Source organism: Bacteroidales bacterium MB20-C3-3, assembly GCA_035609245.1.
Lineage (GTDB): Bacteria > Bacteroidota > Bacteroidia > Bacteroidales > UBA932 > Bact-08.
Map to the genome: position 1 here is coordinate 2344021 of CP141202.1, position 17602 is coordinate 2361622.

Genomic DNA, 17602 nt, shown 5'->3' on the forward strand with positions numbered 1-17602 from the left:
TTACATTATTTATGAAAAAAATACTTTTATTATTAACCTTGAGTGCATGGATTGGTGTAACAGGGACTGTTCAGCAAATAAACACTGGTATTACAATTAATGGAATCACATGGTCAATTAAAAATTCCGGAGCCTCTAAACCAGAAGATTATGGTAGCTATTATACTTGGTCAGAAGCTCTGCGCGCCTGTCCTCAAGGGTGGCGTTTGCCATCAAAATATGAGTTAGAATTGCTTTTAAATGAATGGAATGGTTATGACCAGATTAATGGCATAAGTGGAGTGTTTTTTGGAGGGGATTCTAATAAAATATTCTTGCCATTTGCCGGATATAAGTATAACAATATGCTTTGCGATGATGATGATTCAGGATATTATTGGAGTAGTGATGAGTTTGAAAGATACAATGAGGCAGCATATTGTATTGAGTTTTACGGAGAAGATGGTGGAACAAGTTATAGGACTAAAGAGAACCGCTTCAGCGTTAGATGTGTAAAAATATAAAAAATCTGACACTCTATATTCCCATTTACGACTATAGTAGTATGCCTTATCTGAGCTTTAGATGCTTTAAGAGCGTAGGATTAATATTTTTGTATCTTTGTGAGTTAAAAGAACAAAAATGGCACTATTCGGATTATTCGGGTCAAAGAGCAAAGAGGAGAAGCAGGCGCTGAGTGAGGGGCTTGATAAGACCAAAAAGGGAATTTTTGAAAAGCTGTCAAGGGCAATCGTAGGGAAATCCAGGGTTGATGACGATGTGCTTGATGGTATTGAGGAGGCTTTGATTGCCTCTGATATAGGCGTGGAGACAACTCTCCGTATCATTGAGAGGCTTGAGGCAAGAGTTGCCAGGGATAAATTTATGAATACTGCAGAGCTAAACTCAATCCTCAGAGAGGAGATAGAGTGGTTACTGGATGCAGGTGATGAGATAGAGGGGCTGCCATTCGACTTCTCTATCAAGCCATATGTTATTATGGTAGTTGGTGTAAATGGAGTTGGTAAAACTACAACAATAGGCAAACTTGCCGCAAGACTCAAAGGATCAGGGAAGAGGGTAATTCTGGGGGCTGCTGACACATTCAGGGCTGCAGCGGTTGATCAATTAACCATTTGGAGCGAGAGGGCCGGTGTTGAGATTGTAAAACAGCAGATGGGATCCGATCCTGCCTCTGTTGCATTTGATACCATTTCCCGGGCAATAGCTGTTGATGCAGATGTTGTTCTTATTGATACAGCAGGAAGGCTTCACAACAAGGTGAATCTTATGAATGAGCTTACAAAAATCAGAAATGTGATGAAGAAGCTTATTCCTGATGCACCACACGATGTTCTTCTTGTACTTGACGGATCAACAGGGCAGAATGCCTATCAGCAGGCGAAGGAGTTTACAAAGGCTACCGATGTAACATCTCTTGTCGTTACAAAGCTTGACGGAACAGCTAAGGGCGGTGTTGTAATCGGGATATCCGATCAGTTTAAAATTCCGGTAAAATTTATTGGTGTTGGAGAGAAGATTGAGGATCTTCAGCTCTTCAACAAAAAGGAGTTTGTAGAATCATTATTCAGGTAATAATTTCAGTACAGATATGAAAATTTCGTATAACTGGCTCAGAGAGTATGTCAACTCTTCACTGACCCCCTCTGAAGCAGAAAAGATACTTAGCTCCATAGGGCTAGAGGTTGAATCGATGGAGAGTGTAGAGGAGATCCCCGGATCTCTTGATGGTGTAGTTGTGGGTGAGGTTGTAGAGTGCGGAAAGCACCCGGATGCGGACAAACTTAGCCTTACAAAGGTGGATGCAGGTGAGTCGGAACTGTTGCAGATTGTTTGTGGTGCCCCAAATGTTGCAAAGGGACAGAAGGTTCTTGTTGCAAAGGTTGGGACAACCCTTACCTTCACCTCGGGTGAGCAGGTAAAGCTAAAAAGAGCAAAGATAAGAGGTGTGGAGAGTGCGGGAATGATTTGTGCCGAGGATGAGCTGGGTATAGGGACATCTCACGATGGAATTATGGTTCTGCCTGCAGATGCTGTTGTCGGCACCCCTGCAAAAGAGTATCTCGGCCTTGAGACCGATACTCTTCTGGAGATTGGACTTACTCCAAACAGGGTTGATGCGGCCTCCCATATTGGTGTCGCCAGAGATTTTTCGGCCTGGCTGAGGTTTAACGGAACTGACTCCAGACTTGTGAAACCATCAGTTGAAAATTTTGAAACACTTGTAAAAAGTTCGGATATTACACCGGTAAAAGTAACGGTAGTTGCTGCTGATGGGGCTCCAAGATATGCCGGACTGACATTTGACAATGTAACACTGGCTCCGTCACCAGACTGGCTAAAAAAGAGGATCTCCGCTATAGGGCTCAGACCTATCAATAATATCGTGGATATTACAAATTTTATACTCCATGAGACCGGTCATCCGCTCCACGCCTTTGACTATGACAAGATTGCCGGACATGAGGTAATTGTAAGAAGAGCTAAAGATGGTGAGCGTTTTACAACACTTGATGGTGTTGAGAGAGAGCTGACAGCAGATGATTTGATGATTTGTGATGCTGAGAAGCCGATGACCCTTGCCGGGATATTTGGCGGAGCCGAGTCCGGGATAACCTCCTCCACAAAGAGGGTATTTCTGGAGAGTGCTTACTTCAATCCTGTATCAATCAGAAAGAGTTCAAAGAGACATCAGATTAAAACAGATGCATCATTCAGATATGAGAGAGGGGCAGACCCTGAAATGGTGCCATATGCAATAAAAAGAGCAGCAATTCTTTTTCAGGAGCTTGCCGGTGCTAAAGTTGCAGGAGATATTATCGACATCTACCCTGAGAAAATTGACAGAGCTGTAGTGGAGATAGATTTTGAAAGGGTTGAGAGACTAATAGGAAAGAGAATAGGCAGAGAGAGTATACTTAATATTCTTGAGTACCTTGAATATGATATTCTTAAATCAGATAACACCGGAGCCTCTCTCTCTGTACCTTGTTACAGGGTGGATGTAACCAGAGAGTGTGATATAGTGGAGGATGTTCTCAGAATATATGGATATAACAATGTTGAGATTCCTGAGAGGATGGTTGCATCCATTACTCCCGGCCATAAACCTGATCCGGAGAGTGTTAAGGAGGGGTTATCGGCATTTCTGGCGGCAAACGGATTCCATGAGATAGTGAACAACTCACTTACAAAAGGAGAGTACTACTCAAAACTTAAAAGTTTTCCGGAGGAGAATCTGGTTAAGATTCTGAATCCTCTGAGTTCAGACCTTAATGCAATGAGACAAACTCTGCTCCTTAGCGGGCTGGAGGTAGTATCATACAATATCAACAGACAGTCATCAGATCTCAAGCTTTTTGAGATAGGGAATGTATACTCCTATTCACCTGCAGATGATGGTGATTTATCTCCTGCTCTGAATCTTAAGTCATACAAAGAGGGGACAAAAATCTCCCTTATTGTGACCGGACCAGGTGTTCAATCATGGAGAACATCGGCAATTCCTGCAAGTTATTTCACTCTTAAGGGGCAGCTTGAACTGCTTCTTAGAAGATATGGGATTGAGCCTGCAGACCTTGAGTACTCAAGTGCTCCGTCAGATATTTTCTCTGAGGGTCTCGTTTATAAAACTCAATCCGGAAAGGAGATAGGGGTGATGGGGACTATATCTCAAACTCTTTTAAAGAGATTTGGTATAAAACAACAGGTCTTTGCAGCTGAAATTTCCTGGGATATCTTGTTCCAGCTTATAAAAAAACAGAAGGTGCTCTTTAAGGAGATGCCTAAATTCCCTGAGGTTAAGAGAGATCTTGCGCTCCTCCTTGATGAGGGAGTTAACTTTACAGAAATTCGCAAAAGTGCATTTAAAGCTGAGCGGAAGATTCTTAAAAGTGTAACTCTATTTGATGTTTACAGAGGTGATAAGATTCCTGAAGGGAAAAAACAGTATGCCATAAGTTTTGTTTTGCAGGATTCTGAAAAGACCTTGACAGACAAATATGTAGAGGAGACTATGTCTAAACTGCTCAAAAATTTTGAGACAAATTTTGGAGCACAGCTCAGATAGGTTATCACCGGCAGAATATCGATAATGGAGAAAATCCGGAAATATCTTAATCTTGTAAAGTTCTCTCATACAATCTTTGCAATGCCCTTTGCCCTTACAGGTCTCTTTCTGGGAACTGAGAGGGGAGGGGGCCATTTTTCGTGGAGCCTCCTGGGACTTGTAATATTGGCAATGGTCTTTGCAAGGAATGCTGCAATGGGATTTAACAGATGGGCAGACAGAGAGATTGATGCCCGCAATCCCAGAACTGCTTCAAGAGAGATTCCCGCCTCAGAGATATCACCATCATCTGCTCTGCTTTTTGTTTTGATTAATGCTGCACTTTTTGTTGCTGTAGCAGGTTTTATCAACAAACTAGCCCTACTTCTTTCACTCCCGGCTCTTATAGTACTGCTTGGTTACAGTTACCTTAAGAGATTTACACCGCTTTGTCACTATGGAGTGGGCCTTGCCCTGGGAATTGCACCATCAGCTGCCTATATTGCAGTTACAGGGACTCTCTCTCTTGCAGCAGGGCTGATTTCGCTTATAGTGTTTTTCTGGTCAGGAAGTTTTGATATTCTCTATGCAATTGCAGATGAGGAGTTTGATAAAGAGCAGGGACTGCGTTCAATTCCGCAAAGCGTTGGAAGATGGTGGTCACTATTTATCTCTGCAGCAGGTCATACAATTGTACTTCCGCTGCTTGTTATACTCTACTATACAGGAGATTTTGGTTACCTCTATATAACCGGAGCCTCAATATTTTCGCTTCTGCTTATATACCAGCATATAATCGTAAAGCCGTCCGATATATCAAGGCTTAATGCCGCCTTTTTTACATCAAACGGCTTTGCTTCAGCAATTTTTGCAATTTTTGCGATAGCAGATCTGCTGATTAATTAGTTATTTTAATTCACCCATTAATCTCGCAACCGGGTATCTGTTGACATTTAATTCAACTGTTTTACGAACTTTGGACATAAAGAACTGCAGGATTGCATTTGGATCTTTTGCAAAGGCCGGGTCACTTCTCTTTTTCTCTTCAAACTCTGCCTTAAGCTTTGGATCTGCAGCCAGCATTTCACGACCTTTTACCTCCATGTAGTTTAGTCTTATCCAGAACTCGGTTGATGGTCTTGCCCAGTTGTTGTAAAAGCCCCAGCTTACAAGAGATGTTGGAGATTTTGGCTCAAGAAGATGTGCTATGATTTTTACTTTTGGTTGTGATGTTTTTACTATAATATCTCCCTTTCTGAATGGTACCTTTTCAGTTTGCACACTATAGTCAACATTTAGCTGGAATCTGCCCTCATATGGGAACTGAGACCATTTTGGATTGCGGAATCTGTAGGTCTCCACCTCCAGGACCTTATCCTCTGTTAGTCTTTCGTACACTATTCCGTGAACATCCAGAAGCTCTGCAGTCTCTGATTGCTCCTGAGGTATAATATAGGCATTGGGCAGTTTGACTAGCAGTTCAGGTTTGTATGATGTGAACAGCGGCATCTTAACGGTAACAGGGGCTGAACGGTCTGAAAACCTCCACTCGGCACCGGAGAGTTCACTAATAACTGTTTTTTCTTCCCATGCCAGAAAATCAACCATCTCGCTCTCCCTCTTGTCGTGGGCAAACATAAGCGGAAGGGAGTCTCTTCTGAAGGCCTCGGAGGCGACAAGTACATCGGCCTCAATCAGGGCCTTTTTTAAAGTAGATGAGTTTTTCCCGGCAATATCCAGAGAGGATAGGATTATGTTGTAAGCGGCAGTGACTCTCTCTTTATAAGGTTTGTATATGTGGTTCTCAAGGAGAAGGCCTATTCTGTTATTCGCCGATGCATAGCCGTTTGAGTATTGCGGAGGGAAGTTATCAGGAAGAACACCTGCGCCTGGATTTGTGTAGCTGTTGAATTCAAAGTATGGGAAGATGGGATAACCGGCCTTTTCCATAGAGTTTTTCAGCTCTTTTTCAAATATATTTTTACTCCAATCCAGCATTGGTTCTGCAAGAAATCCGCAGTGGTCAAGGCCGTAGGTTGAAACATACTGGAAATCTGCTCCGTTTGTTACATGAATATCAATAAATATCTCCGGCATCCATTTGCCGTAAAGTTTTAGCAGAGCTCTTGTCTCTGGCGCATCTGCCTTAATAAAATCTCTGTTCATATTGAGACGGTGAGCTGTAAACCTTGCTCCCACCTCTTCCGGACCATTCTGGTTAATTCGGTAGTGGCTTCCAAAATCCTCATGGCCATCTACATTAATAATAGGAATAAAGAGAAGTGATGCATTTTCAAGAATCTCCATGTGTTTTCCATTGATTGCAATATCTCTTATCAGCATAAGACCGGCATCCTTTCCGTCTGGCTCACCTGCGTGGATTGAGGCCTCGGCCAGTACCACAACTCTACCCTTTGCCCTTATCTGCTCCGGGGATGTAAGTCCATCCTTATCCAGAATCAGAAGCGGAATCTCTCTTCCCTGTGGAGAAACACCAATTGATATATAGTTTACCATTGAAGAGCTTGATGCAAGCATTTTTGAATAGGCTGCAGTCTCATCGTACCTTGGGGTTCTGTTAAAGCCGCTCTTTTCATAATGTGTCAGAAATTTATCTTTAAACTGTCCTGCTGCCTTGGATGGAGCTGTTAATGAAAAGAGGAGTGCAATAGTAAAAACAAAAACTCCTCCTCTGGGGAAAAGTGATAAACGGAAGAAATTTAAGCGCATGTGAATAAGTCCAATTTGTTAATATTGATTAGAGGTGTCATTTATCAAATTTAGACAATAAATTCAGCTTTTAGTTTAATTATCATGTTTGCAACTTATATACTGACCATAAAGTTGTTTTTTCTAGTAATTATCAGTTATCTGTATCAGCTAAGGAAAACATTGGCTCCCGAAGAGGGAGGGGACCCATCGAAGATGGGGAGGATTTTCCTGGCTGATACAGATAACTGATATAATAAAAAAAGGCTAACCAATTACTTTTTGGTCAGCCTCTCTTTTGTGTAATTCAAACACTTAGCCTATTTTCTGCCGTACTGAGCAAGCGCTCCAAGCTCCTCTTCAATGCGAAGGAGTTGGTTGTATTTTGCCATCCTGTCTGAGCGGCTAAGTGATCCGGTTTTAATTTGACCGGAGTTAGTTGCAACAGCAATATCTGCAATAGTAGAGTCCTCGGTTTCGCCTGAACGGTGTGAAGTAACTGAGGTGTATTTGTTGCGGTGAGCGAGTTCAATTGCGTTGAGAGTCTCTGTAAGGGTACCAATCTGGTTAACCTTGATCAAAATTGAGTTTGCGCATCCTGTCTCAATTCCCTTTTTGAGGAACTGAACATTTGTAACAAAGAGGTCATCACCTACAAGCTGAATTTTTGTGCCCAGGGCATCTGTAAGCATCTTCCAGCCTGTCCAGTCCTCTTCTGCCATACCATCTTCAATTGAGTCGATAGGGTATTTCTCTGCAAGAGATTTTAGGAATTCAACTTGAGCAGCTGCATCTCTTTTTGCACCGTTAGGGCCTTCAAATTTGCTGTAATCGTAGATTCCATCTTTGTAGAATTCGCTTGCTGCGCAGTCAAGAGCAATTGTGATGTCCTTTCCTGGTATATAACCTGCCTTGGTAATTGCTACAAGAATTGATTCAAGAGCATCTTCTGTACCGTTGAGAACGGGTGCAAATCCACCCTCATCACCAACAGCTGTGCTGAGACCCCTGTCGTGGAAAATCTTCTTTAGATTGTGGAATACTTCGGCACCCATTCTAAGACCCTCTCTGAAGCTAGCTGCCCCAATAGGACGAATCATAAACTCCTGGAAAGCGATAGGGGCGTCTGAGTGAGAACCGCCGTTGATAATGTTCATCATAGGGACAGGAAGCGTTACTGCATTTACGCCGCCAATGTAACGGTAAAGTGGAATTTGCAGATAGTCTGCTGCTGCTCTTGCAACTGCAAGGGATACTCCAAGAATAGCATTTGCACCAAGTTTTGACTTAGTAGGGGTACCATCAAGTTCAATTAGAAAATTATCAATCTCTGCCTGGTTAAGAGCGCTCATTCCAAGGATTGCGGGGGCAATTATGTCATTTACATTTTGTACTGCCTTGAGGACGCCTTTTCCAAGGTAACGGCTCTTGTCACCGTCTCTGAGTTCCAGAGCCTCATTTATTCCTGTAGATGCTCCTGAAGGAACAGCTGCCCTTCCAAAGGCACCTGAAAGGAGTTGTACATCTACTTCAATGGTGGGGTTACCGCGTGAGTCAAGAATCTCGCGGGCAAATACATTACTGATTTCCATATTGTTCAATTATATTTAAAAGTGTATTACAAAAAATCGTTGCAAAAATAATCAATATCGCTGAATTTTCAGTCTCTCAGAAGATATTCCACTGTAGAGACAACCCTTACAACTTTGATATGCGGAGAGTTTGCATCTCTGTCGCTTATTGAAAACTGGCCCTGGCTTGCGCTCTTGATTTTGCCGAGTCTGCTTTGAGAGTCTTTCGCAAATTTCTCGGCAGCCTCTCTGGCATTTTTGGTGGCCTCTTCAATCATGGCCGGTTTAATCTCGTTTAACTTGGTGTAGACAAACTGGGTAACAAATTGGTAATCCCCTGTACTTAGTGCAACACCCTTCTGAAGCAGATCAGATTGTGAAGATATCAGTCCTCTTACCAGCTCAACCTTTTCTGATGTTACAGTAAGTACGCTTGTAATATTGTAACGGTATGCAGCAGGCTGGCTCTGATATCTCTCAGCACTCATATCGATTATCTGAGGGGCCGATACAGATATCTCTGTCTCATCCAGTCCGCTTGCTATGAGGTAATCTTTGATTATTTTGTTCTTTGAATTAATTGAGCTGTAAAGAGAGGCTAGATCGTTGCCTATCTCCTTGAATGCGATAGGCCAAATTACTCTGTTAGCCGGGACATCCCTCTCTGCAAGTCCTTTGACAGATACAACCCTGTCATAGGATTTAAAGTACTTTACTGAACTGAAAATTGAAAATGACAAAATAGCAGCCCCAATAACGACTGCAGCCAAAGTTAAGATATGGCCGTTTTTACCTAAGCTCTCCATAATTTTCTATACATTTGCAATATCTATAACAAATTTCAAGCCATGAAAAAGCACCTGTTTTATTATTATCTGACAGCTATTGCAGCACTGTTTATATCATTTTCAACTATTTCTGCTCAGGAGAGCTTAAAGATTGTAAGAGGGAAAATAGATACACTTAAAGCTCTGCCCGGGTCAGTACACTATATTACTGGAGTGGCACCTGCCGGATCAACGGTTTATGTTAACGGAACAGAGGTTAAACAGTATAAAACCGGTTCATTTGGTGCCGAACTCAGACTAGCCGAGGGGGAGAATCCTGTCTTGGTAAAGGCCGAGTTTAGTGGAGCCGCTTTAGAGGAGAAGTTTTCAATTTTTCTTGTAAAGCCTCAGATTAAGGAGGCAGTTATGCCTGAATTAGATTTTCCGGGAGTTGTGATCTCAACCCGTGAAAGGGCTTACCTTAATTACGGTGTAGGGGAAGACAGACTTGGAGGGGCTAAAATTAATTTTCTCTCGCAGGGAATTAAGATGGAGCTGCTTGACTCGGCAAATTTTCTCTATAAAGTGAGGTTATCAGACAGCAGACACGCTTTTATTCCTAAATCCCTTGTAAAGAGAGAGCCGGCTGGGACAAGACCTGCTGCTTCACTTACCAGTTCGTGGAGTGTTTCTAAAAGTGGAAAGACAGATATCATCAGGGTGGCCCTGAGTGACAGGCTGCCATATATTATTTACCAGGAGATGGAACCAAGAAGGATCGTGGCAGAGATTCACGGAGCAGCAAATAACTCAAACTGGATAACTCAGTATCTTGATCTGGAGTCTGTTGAATATGTAGATTTTAATCAGGTTTCGCATGATATTTACAGGGTTAACATCTATCTTAAAGATAAATACAGCTGGGGTTATAAATCGGAATACATTGGAAATTCACTGGTGATTACTGTGAAACACACCCCTCAACCAGCCTATAAAGGCTCTCTTGCCGGATTAAGAATTGGGGTGGATGCCGGTCACGGCGGAACAGCCTCCGGCGCAGTAAGTACATCGGGAGTAAAAGAGAAGGATCTCAACCTCGCTATGGCATATATGCTTAAAAGAGAGCTTGAGAAAAAAGGTGCTTCAGTTGTTCTCAGCAGAGGCGATGATTCCGATCTTACAATGTACGAAAGGGTGGATATATTTGATGCAGCTGGCGTGGACCTTATGGTTTCAGTACATTGCAATGCCGGAGGAAATCCACTCAGGCCGGGAGGAACCAGTACTTATTATAAGCATATTGAATACAGAGATCTTGCAAAATCTGTTCTTGAAAGACTACTTGAACTTGATGTAAAAAACTTTGGCCTTATCGGTAACTTTAACTTCTCTCTAAATGCTCCAACCTTCTACCCGAACCTTCTTGTTGAAACTCTGTTTATGAGTAGTCTTCAGGATGAGGAGATGCTTGCAGATCCAGTGTTTCAGAATATGATGATGAAGAGGGTAGTTTCTGGTTTGGAAGATTATATGAAAAAGGTTAAATCCTCATTAAAAAGGAGGTAAAAGGAGAACTATATGGGTTTTAAACTGGTTTCTCCATACAGCCCCACAGGCGATCAGCCTCAGGCTATAGATGAGCTGGCAGGATACCTTAATGAAGGTGTCTCCGCAATGACTTTGCTTGGTGTTACAGGCTCGGGTAAGACATTTACAATGGCAAATGTGATAGAGAGGCTCCAGAGACCGGCCCTGATACTTAGTCATAATAAAACTCTTGCTGCTCAGCTATATGGTGAATTTAAAGCCTTCTTCCCTGATAATTCAGTTGAGTACTTTGTCTCTTACTATGATTACTATCAACCGGAGGCTTACCTCCCAACAACTGATACTTACATTGAAAAGGACCTGAGTATAAACGATGAAATTGAGAAGCTCAGGCTTGCTGCAACAAGTGCACTGCTTTCCGGCAGAAAGGATATAATTGTTGTATCCAGCGTATCCTGTCTTTACGGAATTGGAAATCCGGAAGATTTTCATTCCAATACAATAAAACTGAAAAGAGGGACAAAGATATCCCGGAACAGACTCCTTTACTCATTGGTAGACAGCCTCTACTCCAGAAATGAAAATGAATTTAAAAGAGGCGTCTTCAGAGTGAGGGGAGATAGTGTAGATATATATCCAGCCTACACAGACACAGCTCTGAGGATTATATTTTTTGGTGATGAGATTGAGTCCATAGAACTTTTTGATCCGCTGAGCGGAGTCCATATAGAGGATATGGAGGAGATATCGGTATACCCTGCTAATATTTTTGTCACAACCAAGGAGAGACAGAAGGCAGCCATTCATAACATACAGGACGATCTTCTTAAACAGACTGATTATCTTCATGAAATAGGAAAGCACATTGAGGCAAAGAGGCTCAAGCAGAGAGTTGAGTATGATCTGGAGATGATTAAGGAGATAGGCTACTGCTCAGGGATAGAGAATTATTCAAGATACTTTGACGGTAGAGCTCCGGGAACCAGGCCATTCTGTCTGCTTGACTACTTCCCAAAAGACTTTATTACAATTATTGACGAGAGCCATGTTACAATACCTCAGGTGAGGGCTATGTACGGGGGAGATAAGGCAAGAAAGGAGACTCTTATAGACTACGGATTCAGATTACCTGCCGCCGCAGATAACAGGCCGCTGAAATTTGAGGAATTTGAGTCCCTTATTGGACAGAGGGTATTTGTTAGTGCAACACCAGCTGATTATGAACTTATGGTTTCTGAGGGACTTGTTGTAGAGCAGGTGGTTAGACCAACAGGATTACTGGACCCACCAATTGATGTGAGACCAACCAGGAATCAGATTGATGACCTTCTTGAAGAGATTCGTAAAAGAGTGGACAAGGACGAGAGGGTTCTTGTAACCACTCTCACAAAGAGGATGGCTGAGGAGTTGGATAAATTTCTTACCAAAATTGATATAAGGAGCAGATATATTCACTCTGATGTTGATACTCTTGAGCGGGTGGAGATTCTTGAAGATTTTCAGACAGGTCGTTTTGATGTCCTTATTGGTGTAAACCTTCTCAGAGAGGGGCTCGATCTTCCGCAAGTCTCACTGGTCGCAATACTTGATGCAGATAAGGAGGGCTTCCTGAGATCAGAGAGGTCACTTACCCAAACTGCAGGCAGGGCTGCAAGGAATATTGATGGAAAGGTTATCATGTATGCGGACAGAATAACAGGCTCTATGCAGAGAACAATAGAGGAGACAGAGAGAAGAAGGGCCAAACAGAAGGAGTACAACCTCTTAAATAATATTGAACCAAGGCAAATTGCAAGACAGGTAAGGAGTGTTCTTGGTAAGAGCAGGGACTTTCAGCTCGAAGACTCTGAAAAGAGTCCTCTCCTTGCCGATCCTGTAATGGCATATCTTAACCCGGAAATGCTCAGAGAGGCCATAGATGAGGCGCGCAAGGAGATGGAGAGGGCGGCGGCGGATCTCGATTTTATGAGAGCGGCTAAGTTCCGTGATCAGATGGTTGCATTAAGAAATATTTTAGAAAAGAGAGGCAAATGATTTCAGAAAAGCTAGAAAAAATTTTCAGAAATTCATCTGAAAGGGAGTTGCAGCTGCTATCAAGAGCTGCAGCGATTGCCGCCGCCTCCCTTGAAGGAGTTAAGCGAGACGACGGGAATCCATTTATGAACCATGTAACCTCAGTTGCAGAGATTGTTGCTTCAGAGGTAGGACTTCCTTTGCCTGCTGTATGTGCTGTTTTCCTGCACGAGGCCTTCAGGGTTGAGAGGGATGGGATAAAACAGTTAAAGGGGGAGTTTGGAGATGAGATTCTTAACATAGTTGAGAGTCTTAATAAAATATCAGAAATTAAACCTAAAGAGACAGGTCTTCAGGCAGAGAATTTTAGAAAATTAATAGTGTCTTATTCCAGAGATCCCAGGGTAACTCTGATTAAACTTGCTGACAGACTTGAGGTGATGAGATGCCTGGAGAGTTTTCCTAAATCAAAACAGGTTAAAAAGTCAACCGAAACCCAGTTTCTTTATGCCCCGCTTGCTCACCAGCTGGGACTCTACAAAATGAAGAGTGAGATGGAGGACATTGCCTTCAGATTCACCGATCCAGAAAACTACAGACTGGTAGCAAATAAACTGAAGGCAGGGGAGCAGGAGAGAAAGAGGCTTACAGATCTGTTTGTTAAGCCGGTTGAGATGGCTCTTAAGAGAGCCCATATCAGGTACAGGCTTAAGAGCAGAACAAAGACAGCCTTCTCAATATGGAAAAAGATGCAAAAACAGCAGATATCATTTGAGCAGGTAGCAGATCTTTTTGCCATCCGGATTATTATTGACTCTTCACCAGAGACAGAAAAGGAGGTGTGCTGGAATGTTTACTCTATCGTAACAGAGTATTACAAGCCGGATACAAAAAGGTTAAGGGATTGGATTACTGTTCCTAAGGAAAATGGATACGAATCACTGCATACAACTGTTTCAGGCCCTCAGGGGAGTACTATTGAGGTTCAGATTAGAAGTGAGAGGATGGATGAAATTGCAGAGAGCGGTCACGCCTCTCACTGGTCTTATAAAGGGATTAAAAGTGCAGGAGGACTTGACTACTGGCTAGAGGGCGTAAAGAGGTTACTTGAATCACCGGAGAAAAGTAATCCTGACATAATGGATTTTGCAGAGATGGAGGAGATATTCGTATTTACCCCTGCCGGAGATCTTAAAAAACTCGCAAAAAACGCCAGTGTACTTGATTTTGCTTTTGATATTCACACTAATCTTGGACTCAAGTGTTCAGGAGCAAAGGTTAACGGAAAACTATGCTCTATAAGAGAGAGGCTTAAGACCGGAGATGTTGTTGAAATTATTTCAAATAAAAACCAGAAACCCTCAATTGACTGGCTCAATTTTGTAGTCTCTTCCAAGGCAAGAGCCAGAATAAAGCTTAAAGTCAAAGAGGAGGAGGTGAAGTCAGCATCAGCAGGCAGAGAGCTTTTCGAGAGGAGGATGAACAACTGGAAACTCAGTTTTAATGATGATATTCTGGCATATCTGGTTAAACACTACAAGTTGAAAAGTATATCCGAATTTTTTGCTGCATTGGGTAATTCTACTGTAGATATTTCTGAAATTAAGAGTATTATACAGTCCAGAGATGATGCAGAGGAGTCAAAAGAGATAACTGAAATTAAGGGGGTTCAGACAAAAACTACTCCTGGTGATTATTTAATCATTGATGAAAAGCTCAATAACATTGATTTTAAACTTGCAAAATGCTGTAATCCAATAAAAGGTGATGATATTTTTGGCTTTGTTACTATCAGGGAGGGGATAAAAATTCACAGGATTACCTGTCCAAATGCTTCAAGGCTTATTGAAAACTATCCATACAGAGTTCAGAGTGCAAGATGGAAGGAGAGTGCAATATCAAACAGTTTTCAGGCTGCAATAAGAATAAGTGCATACGAAGAGGGGGGTCTTGGAAGGCAGATAATGGATCTGGTTTCCGGTTTTAACATAACATTAAGGCATTTTTCTATTTCCGGGAATAAAGGTATGGTGGAAGCTAAACTTCAGGTATTGATACCAAATAACCAGATGCTTGATAAAATAATATTTAACCTCAGGAAACTGAAGGGGGTAAAAACAGTTAGCAGAATATCAAATGTTTGATAACAATATAAATATAAAAGGGGCGAGGGTAAACAACCTGAAAAATTTAACTCTTAGTATCCCCAGGGAGAAGCTTGTTGTCGTATCTGGTATCTCAGGTTCCGGAAAATCGAGCCTTGCCTTTGATACCATCTTTGCTGAGGGGCAGAGAAGATTTGTTGAGAGCCTCTCATCCTTTGCCAGACAATTTCTGGGAAGGATGTCCAAGCCGGATGTTGATGAGATATCCGGAATTCCACCGGCAATTGCAATAGAGCAGAAGGTTAATACCAGAAATCCACGCTCAACTGTTGGAACTACTACTGAAATTTACGACTATCTCCGGCTGCTCTACGCAAGGGTAGGGATAACCTACTCTCCGGTTACGGGTGAGCAGGTAAGAAGACACAGCGTAAAAGATGTTTCAGAGTATATTCTCTCCCTGGATACAGGAACACCTGTTTATATTTTGGTTCCACTTGGTCTGGTTAAAACCCTCAATGGGGTTGAGAAATTACTTGCAATTAAAGAACAGGGGTTTACAAGACTCTTTATTGATGGTGAGCTTGTCAGAATTGATGACCTCCTCTCTGAAAAAGTGCCCGCCGGTGATTACTCATTGCTGGTTGACAGATTGATTAAAGAGGGCGGAGATGAACTTATTTCCAGGCTTCAGGATTCACTGAATACAGCATTTAATGTTAGCGCAGCTTTTGGAGACGAAAGGGGATCTCTGCTTATATCAACAGGCAGAAAAGGAGAGAAGCCAAAGCCATTTTCCACCCTTTTTGAGGCCGATGGAATATCTTTTGAAGAGCCAACAGAGCTTCTTTTCAGTTTTAATAATCCTTTGGGTGCCTGTCCCGAATGCTCCGGATATGGTAAAGTTTTGGGGATTGATGAGGCGCTGGTTGTCCCTGACTCATCACTCTCAATATACCAAGAGGCAATTGCCTGCTGGAAAGGCGAAACAATGAGCCTCTTCAGGGAGGAGCTGGTTAACAACTCAGATAAGTTTGGATTCCCTATACATAAACCATATTACCAGCTTTCAAAAGAGCAGAAATTGCTTTTATGGACAGGAAATGAGTATTTCACAGGCCTTAACGAGTTTTTCAAAATACTTGATCAGAATAAGTACAAAATTCATTACAGAATAATGAAGAGCCGTTATACCGGAAAGAGTGTCTGCCCATCCTGCGGTGGTGCCCGGCTTAGAAAAGAGGCATTATATGTAAAGATTGGAGGTAAAAATATAAGTGATCTTCTGGAGATGTCAATAGGTAAGGTGAAGAACTTCTTTGATAACCTTGTACTGAATGATTATCAATCCAGAATTGCCGGCCGTGCTCTTAAAGAGCTCCAGGACAGACTCACATATATTGACTCAGTTGGTCTCTCTTATCTTACGCTTAACCGCCCGTCAAACACTCTGTCAGGTGGTGAGAGCCAGCGGATTAATTTGGTTAGCTCTCTGGGAAGTAATCTGGTCGGCTCTCTTTATGTACTGGACGAACCGAGTATCGGACTGCATCCACGGGACACAGCAAGGCTCATATCTGTCGTAGAGCGCCTCAGAGACCTTGGTAACACAGTCCTTATTGTTGAACACGATGAGGAGATAATTGAGGCTGCCGATGAACTCATCGACATAGGCCCTCTTGCAGGAAGAGGGGGGGGAGAGCTGGTCTATCAGGGGAAGGTAAGGGGAGATATACCTGAGAAAGAGATGGAGAGAAGCCTTACCCTTCAGTATATATTTGGGAAGGAGAAAATAGAAGTGCCTGAAAAACGGAAAAGGTGGAGCTCATATATTGAAGTAGCGGGTGCATACGAGCACAACCTAAAGGAGATTGATGTAAAGTTTCCTCTAAGGGTCTTTACTGCAGTTACCGGGGTAAGCGGATCCGGTAAATCTACTCTTGTAAGGGATATTCTCTATCCGGCACTCTCCAGAAGGATTAATCAGCTTGGCGATAAACCAGGTGCTCACAAGGAGCTGAGAGGGGATCTGGATAAAATTACTGCTGTTGAGTATGTGGACCAGAATCCAATTGGAAAATCAACCAGATCTAACCCGGCTACATATCTAAAAGTGTATGATGAAATCAGAAAACTCTTCTCTGAGCAGCCATACGCAAAGGCAAACGGTTTTGGACACTCCCACTTCTCTTTCAATATTGATGGAGGCAGATGTCCTGAGTGTCAGGGAGAGGGTGTTATAAAAATTGAGATGCAGTTTATGGCTGATGTTCAGATGGTTTGTGACTCATGCCAGGGTAAAAGGTTTAAGGATGATATCCTTGAGGTGAGATATAAAGGATATAATATAAATGATATCTTGAATATGAGTGTTGAGGAGGCAATAGAGTTTTTCTCTGCTCAAAAAGAGCCGATTGCATTGAGAATTGCTGAGAAACTAAAGCCATTAAAGGCAGTGGGACTCTCTTATGTTATGCTGGGACAGAGTAGCAGCACCCTTAGCGGAGGAGAGAGTCAGCGTGTTAAACTTGCTTCATTTCTTGGCAAAGAGAGTTCTCACGGCTCAATTATGTTTATATTTGATGAACCTACAACCGGGCTCCATTTCCACGATATTAAAAAGCTGATGGACTCATTCAATGAACTTATTGCCAGAGGACACACTATCGTAGTGGTTGAGCATAATATGGATGTGGTGAAATGCGCAGACTGGATAATTGATATGGGTCCGGAAGCCGGAGAAGATGGTGGTCACGCTGTTTTTGAGGGGATACCTGAAGATCTGGTTAAATATGAGGAGAACCATACTGCCAGGGCGTTAAAAAAGAAATTGAACTGAAA

General features: G+C 42.4%; 11 protein-coding genes. 8 read left to right on the forward strand and 3 right to left on the reverse strand.

Annotated elements, in window-relative coordinates; all coding sequences use genetic code 11:
• The first annotated feature begins 11 nt into the window (after positions 1–11).
• From U5907_10655 to U5907_10670, 4 genes are all read left to right on the forward strand, one after another.
• On the forward strand, positions 12–503 hold the full coding sequence (locus tag U5907_10655; GenBank protein ID WRQ33025.1) for an FISUMP domain-containing protein: 492 nt from the start codon (positions 12–14) through the stop codon (positions 501–503).
• Positions 504–621: 118 nt separating this feature from the next.
• Positions 622–1575, forward strand: coding sequence for a signal recognition particle-docking protein FtsY (ftsY, locus tag U5907_10660; protein ID WRQ33026.1), 954 nt, complete (start codon positions 622–624; stop codon positions 1573–1575).
• Between the two features lie 16 nt (positions 1576–1591).
• Positions 1592–4069: a phenylalanine--tRNA ligase subunit beta gene (gene pheT / locus U5907_10665; protein ID WRQ33027.1), complete on the forward strand. Its 2478-nt coding sequence runs from the start codon at positions 1592–1594 to the stop codon at positions 4067–4069.
• 24 nt (positions 4070–4093) lie between these two features.
• Entirely contained in the window at positions 4094–4954 is an 861-nt protein-coding gene (locus U5907_10670; GenBank protein ID WRQ33028.1) for a UbiA-like polyprenyltransferase, read from the forward strand.
• Here the strand turns inward: U5907_10670 and U5907_10675 are convergent, their stop codons facing one another.
• From U5907_10675 to U5907_10685, 3 genes are all read right to left on the reverse strand, one after another.
• On the reverse strand, positions 4955–6778 hold the full coding sequence (locus U5907_10675; protein ID WRQ33029.1) for a M14 family metallopeptidase: 1824 nt from the start codon (positions 6776–6778) through the stop codon (positions 4955–4957).
• 299 nt (positions 6779–7077) lie between these two features.
• Positions 7078–8349 carry a phosphopyruvate hydratase gene (eno, locus tag U5907_10680; protein WRQ33030.1) on the reverse strand — a complete coding sequence of 424 codons (1272 nt, stop codon included), beginning with the start codon at positions 8347–8349 and terminating at the stop codon, positions 7078–7080.
• A gap of 68 nt (positions 8350–8417) precedes the next feature.
• Positions 8418–9134: an SIMPL domain-containing protein gene (locus U5907_10685; GenBank protein WRQ33031.1), complete on the reverse strand. Its 717-nt coding sequence runs from the start codon at positions 9132–9134 to the stop codon at positions 8418–8420.
• Between the two features lie 42 nt (positions 9135–9176).
• Between U5907_10685 and U5907_10690 the strand changes: the two genes are divergently transcribed.
• Genes U5907_10690 through uvrA form a run of 4 tightly spaced genes read left to right on the forward strand, consistent with a single transcriptional unit; the run spans position 9177 to position 17600 of the window.
• On the forward strand, positions 9177–10661 hold the full coding sequence (locus U5907_10690; protein ID WRQ33032.1) for an N-acetylmuramoyl-L-alanine amidase: 1485 nt from the start codon (positions 9177–9179) through the stop codon (positions 10659–10661).
• A 12-nt stretch (positions 10662–10673) separates the two neighbouring features.
• Complete coding sequence (uvrB, locus tag U5907_10695) at positions 10674–12677, forward strand: excinuclease ABC subunit UvrB (GenBank protein ID WRQ33033.1); 2004 nt, start codon at positions 10674–10676, stop codon at positions 12675–12677.
• Positions 12674–14800, forward strand: a complete 2127-nt coding sequence (locus U5907_10700) for a RelA/SpoT family protein (GenBank protein ID WRQ33034.1) — start codon at positions 12674–12676, stop codon at positions 14798–14800. Before uvrB ends, U5907_10700 begins: the two co-directional genes overlap by 4 nt.
• A complete protein-coding gene (gene uvrA, locus U5907_10705; protein ID WRQ33035.1) occupies positions 14793–17600 on the forward strand; it encodes an excinuclease ABC subunit UvrA in 2808 nt (935 codons plus the stop codon). Before U5907_10700 ends, uvrA begins: the two co-directional genes overlap by 8 nt.
• Positions 17601–17602: the final 2 nt, after the last annotated feature.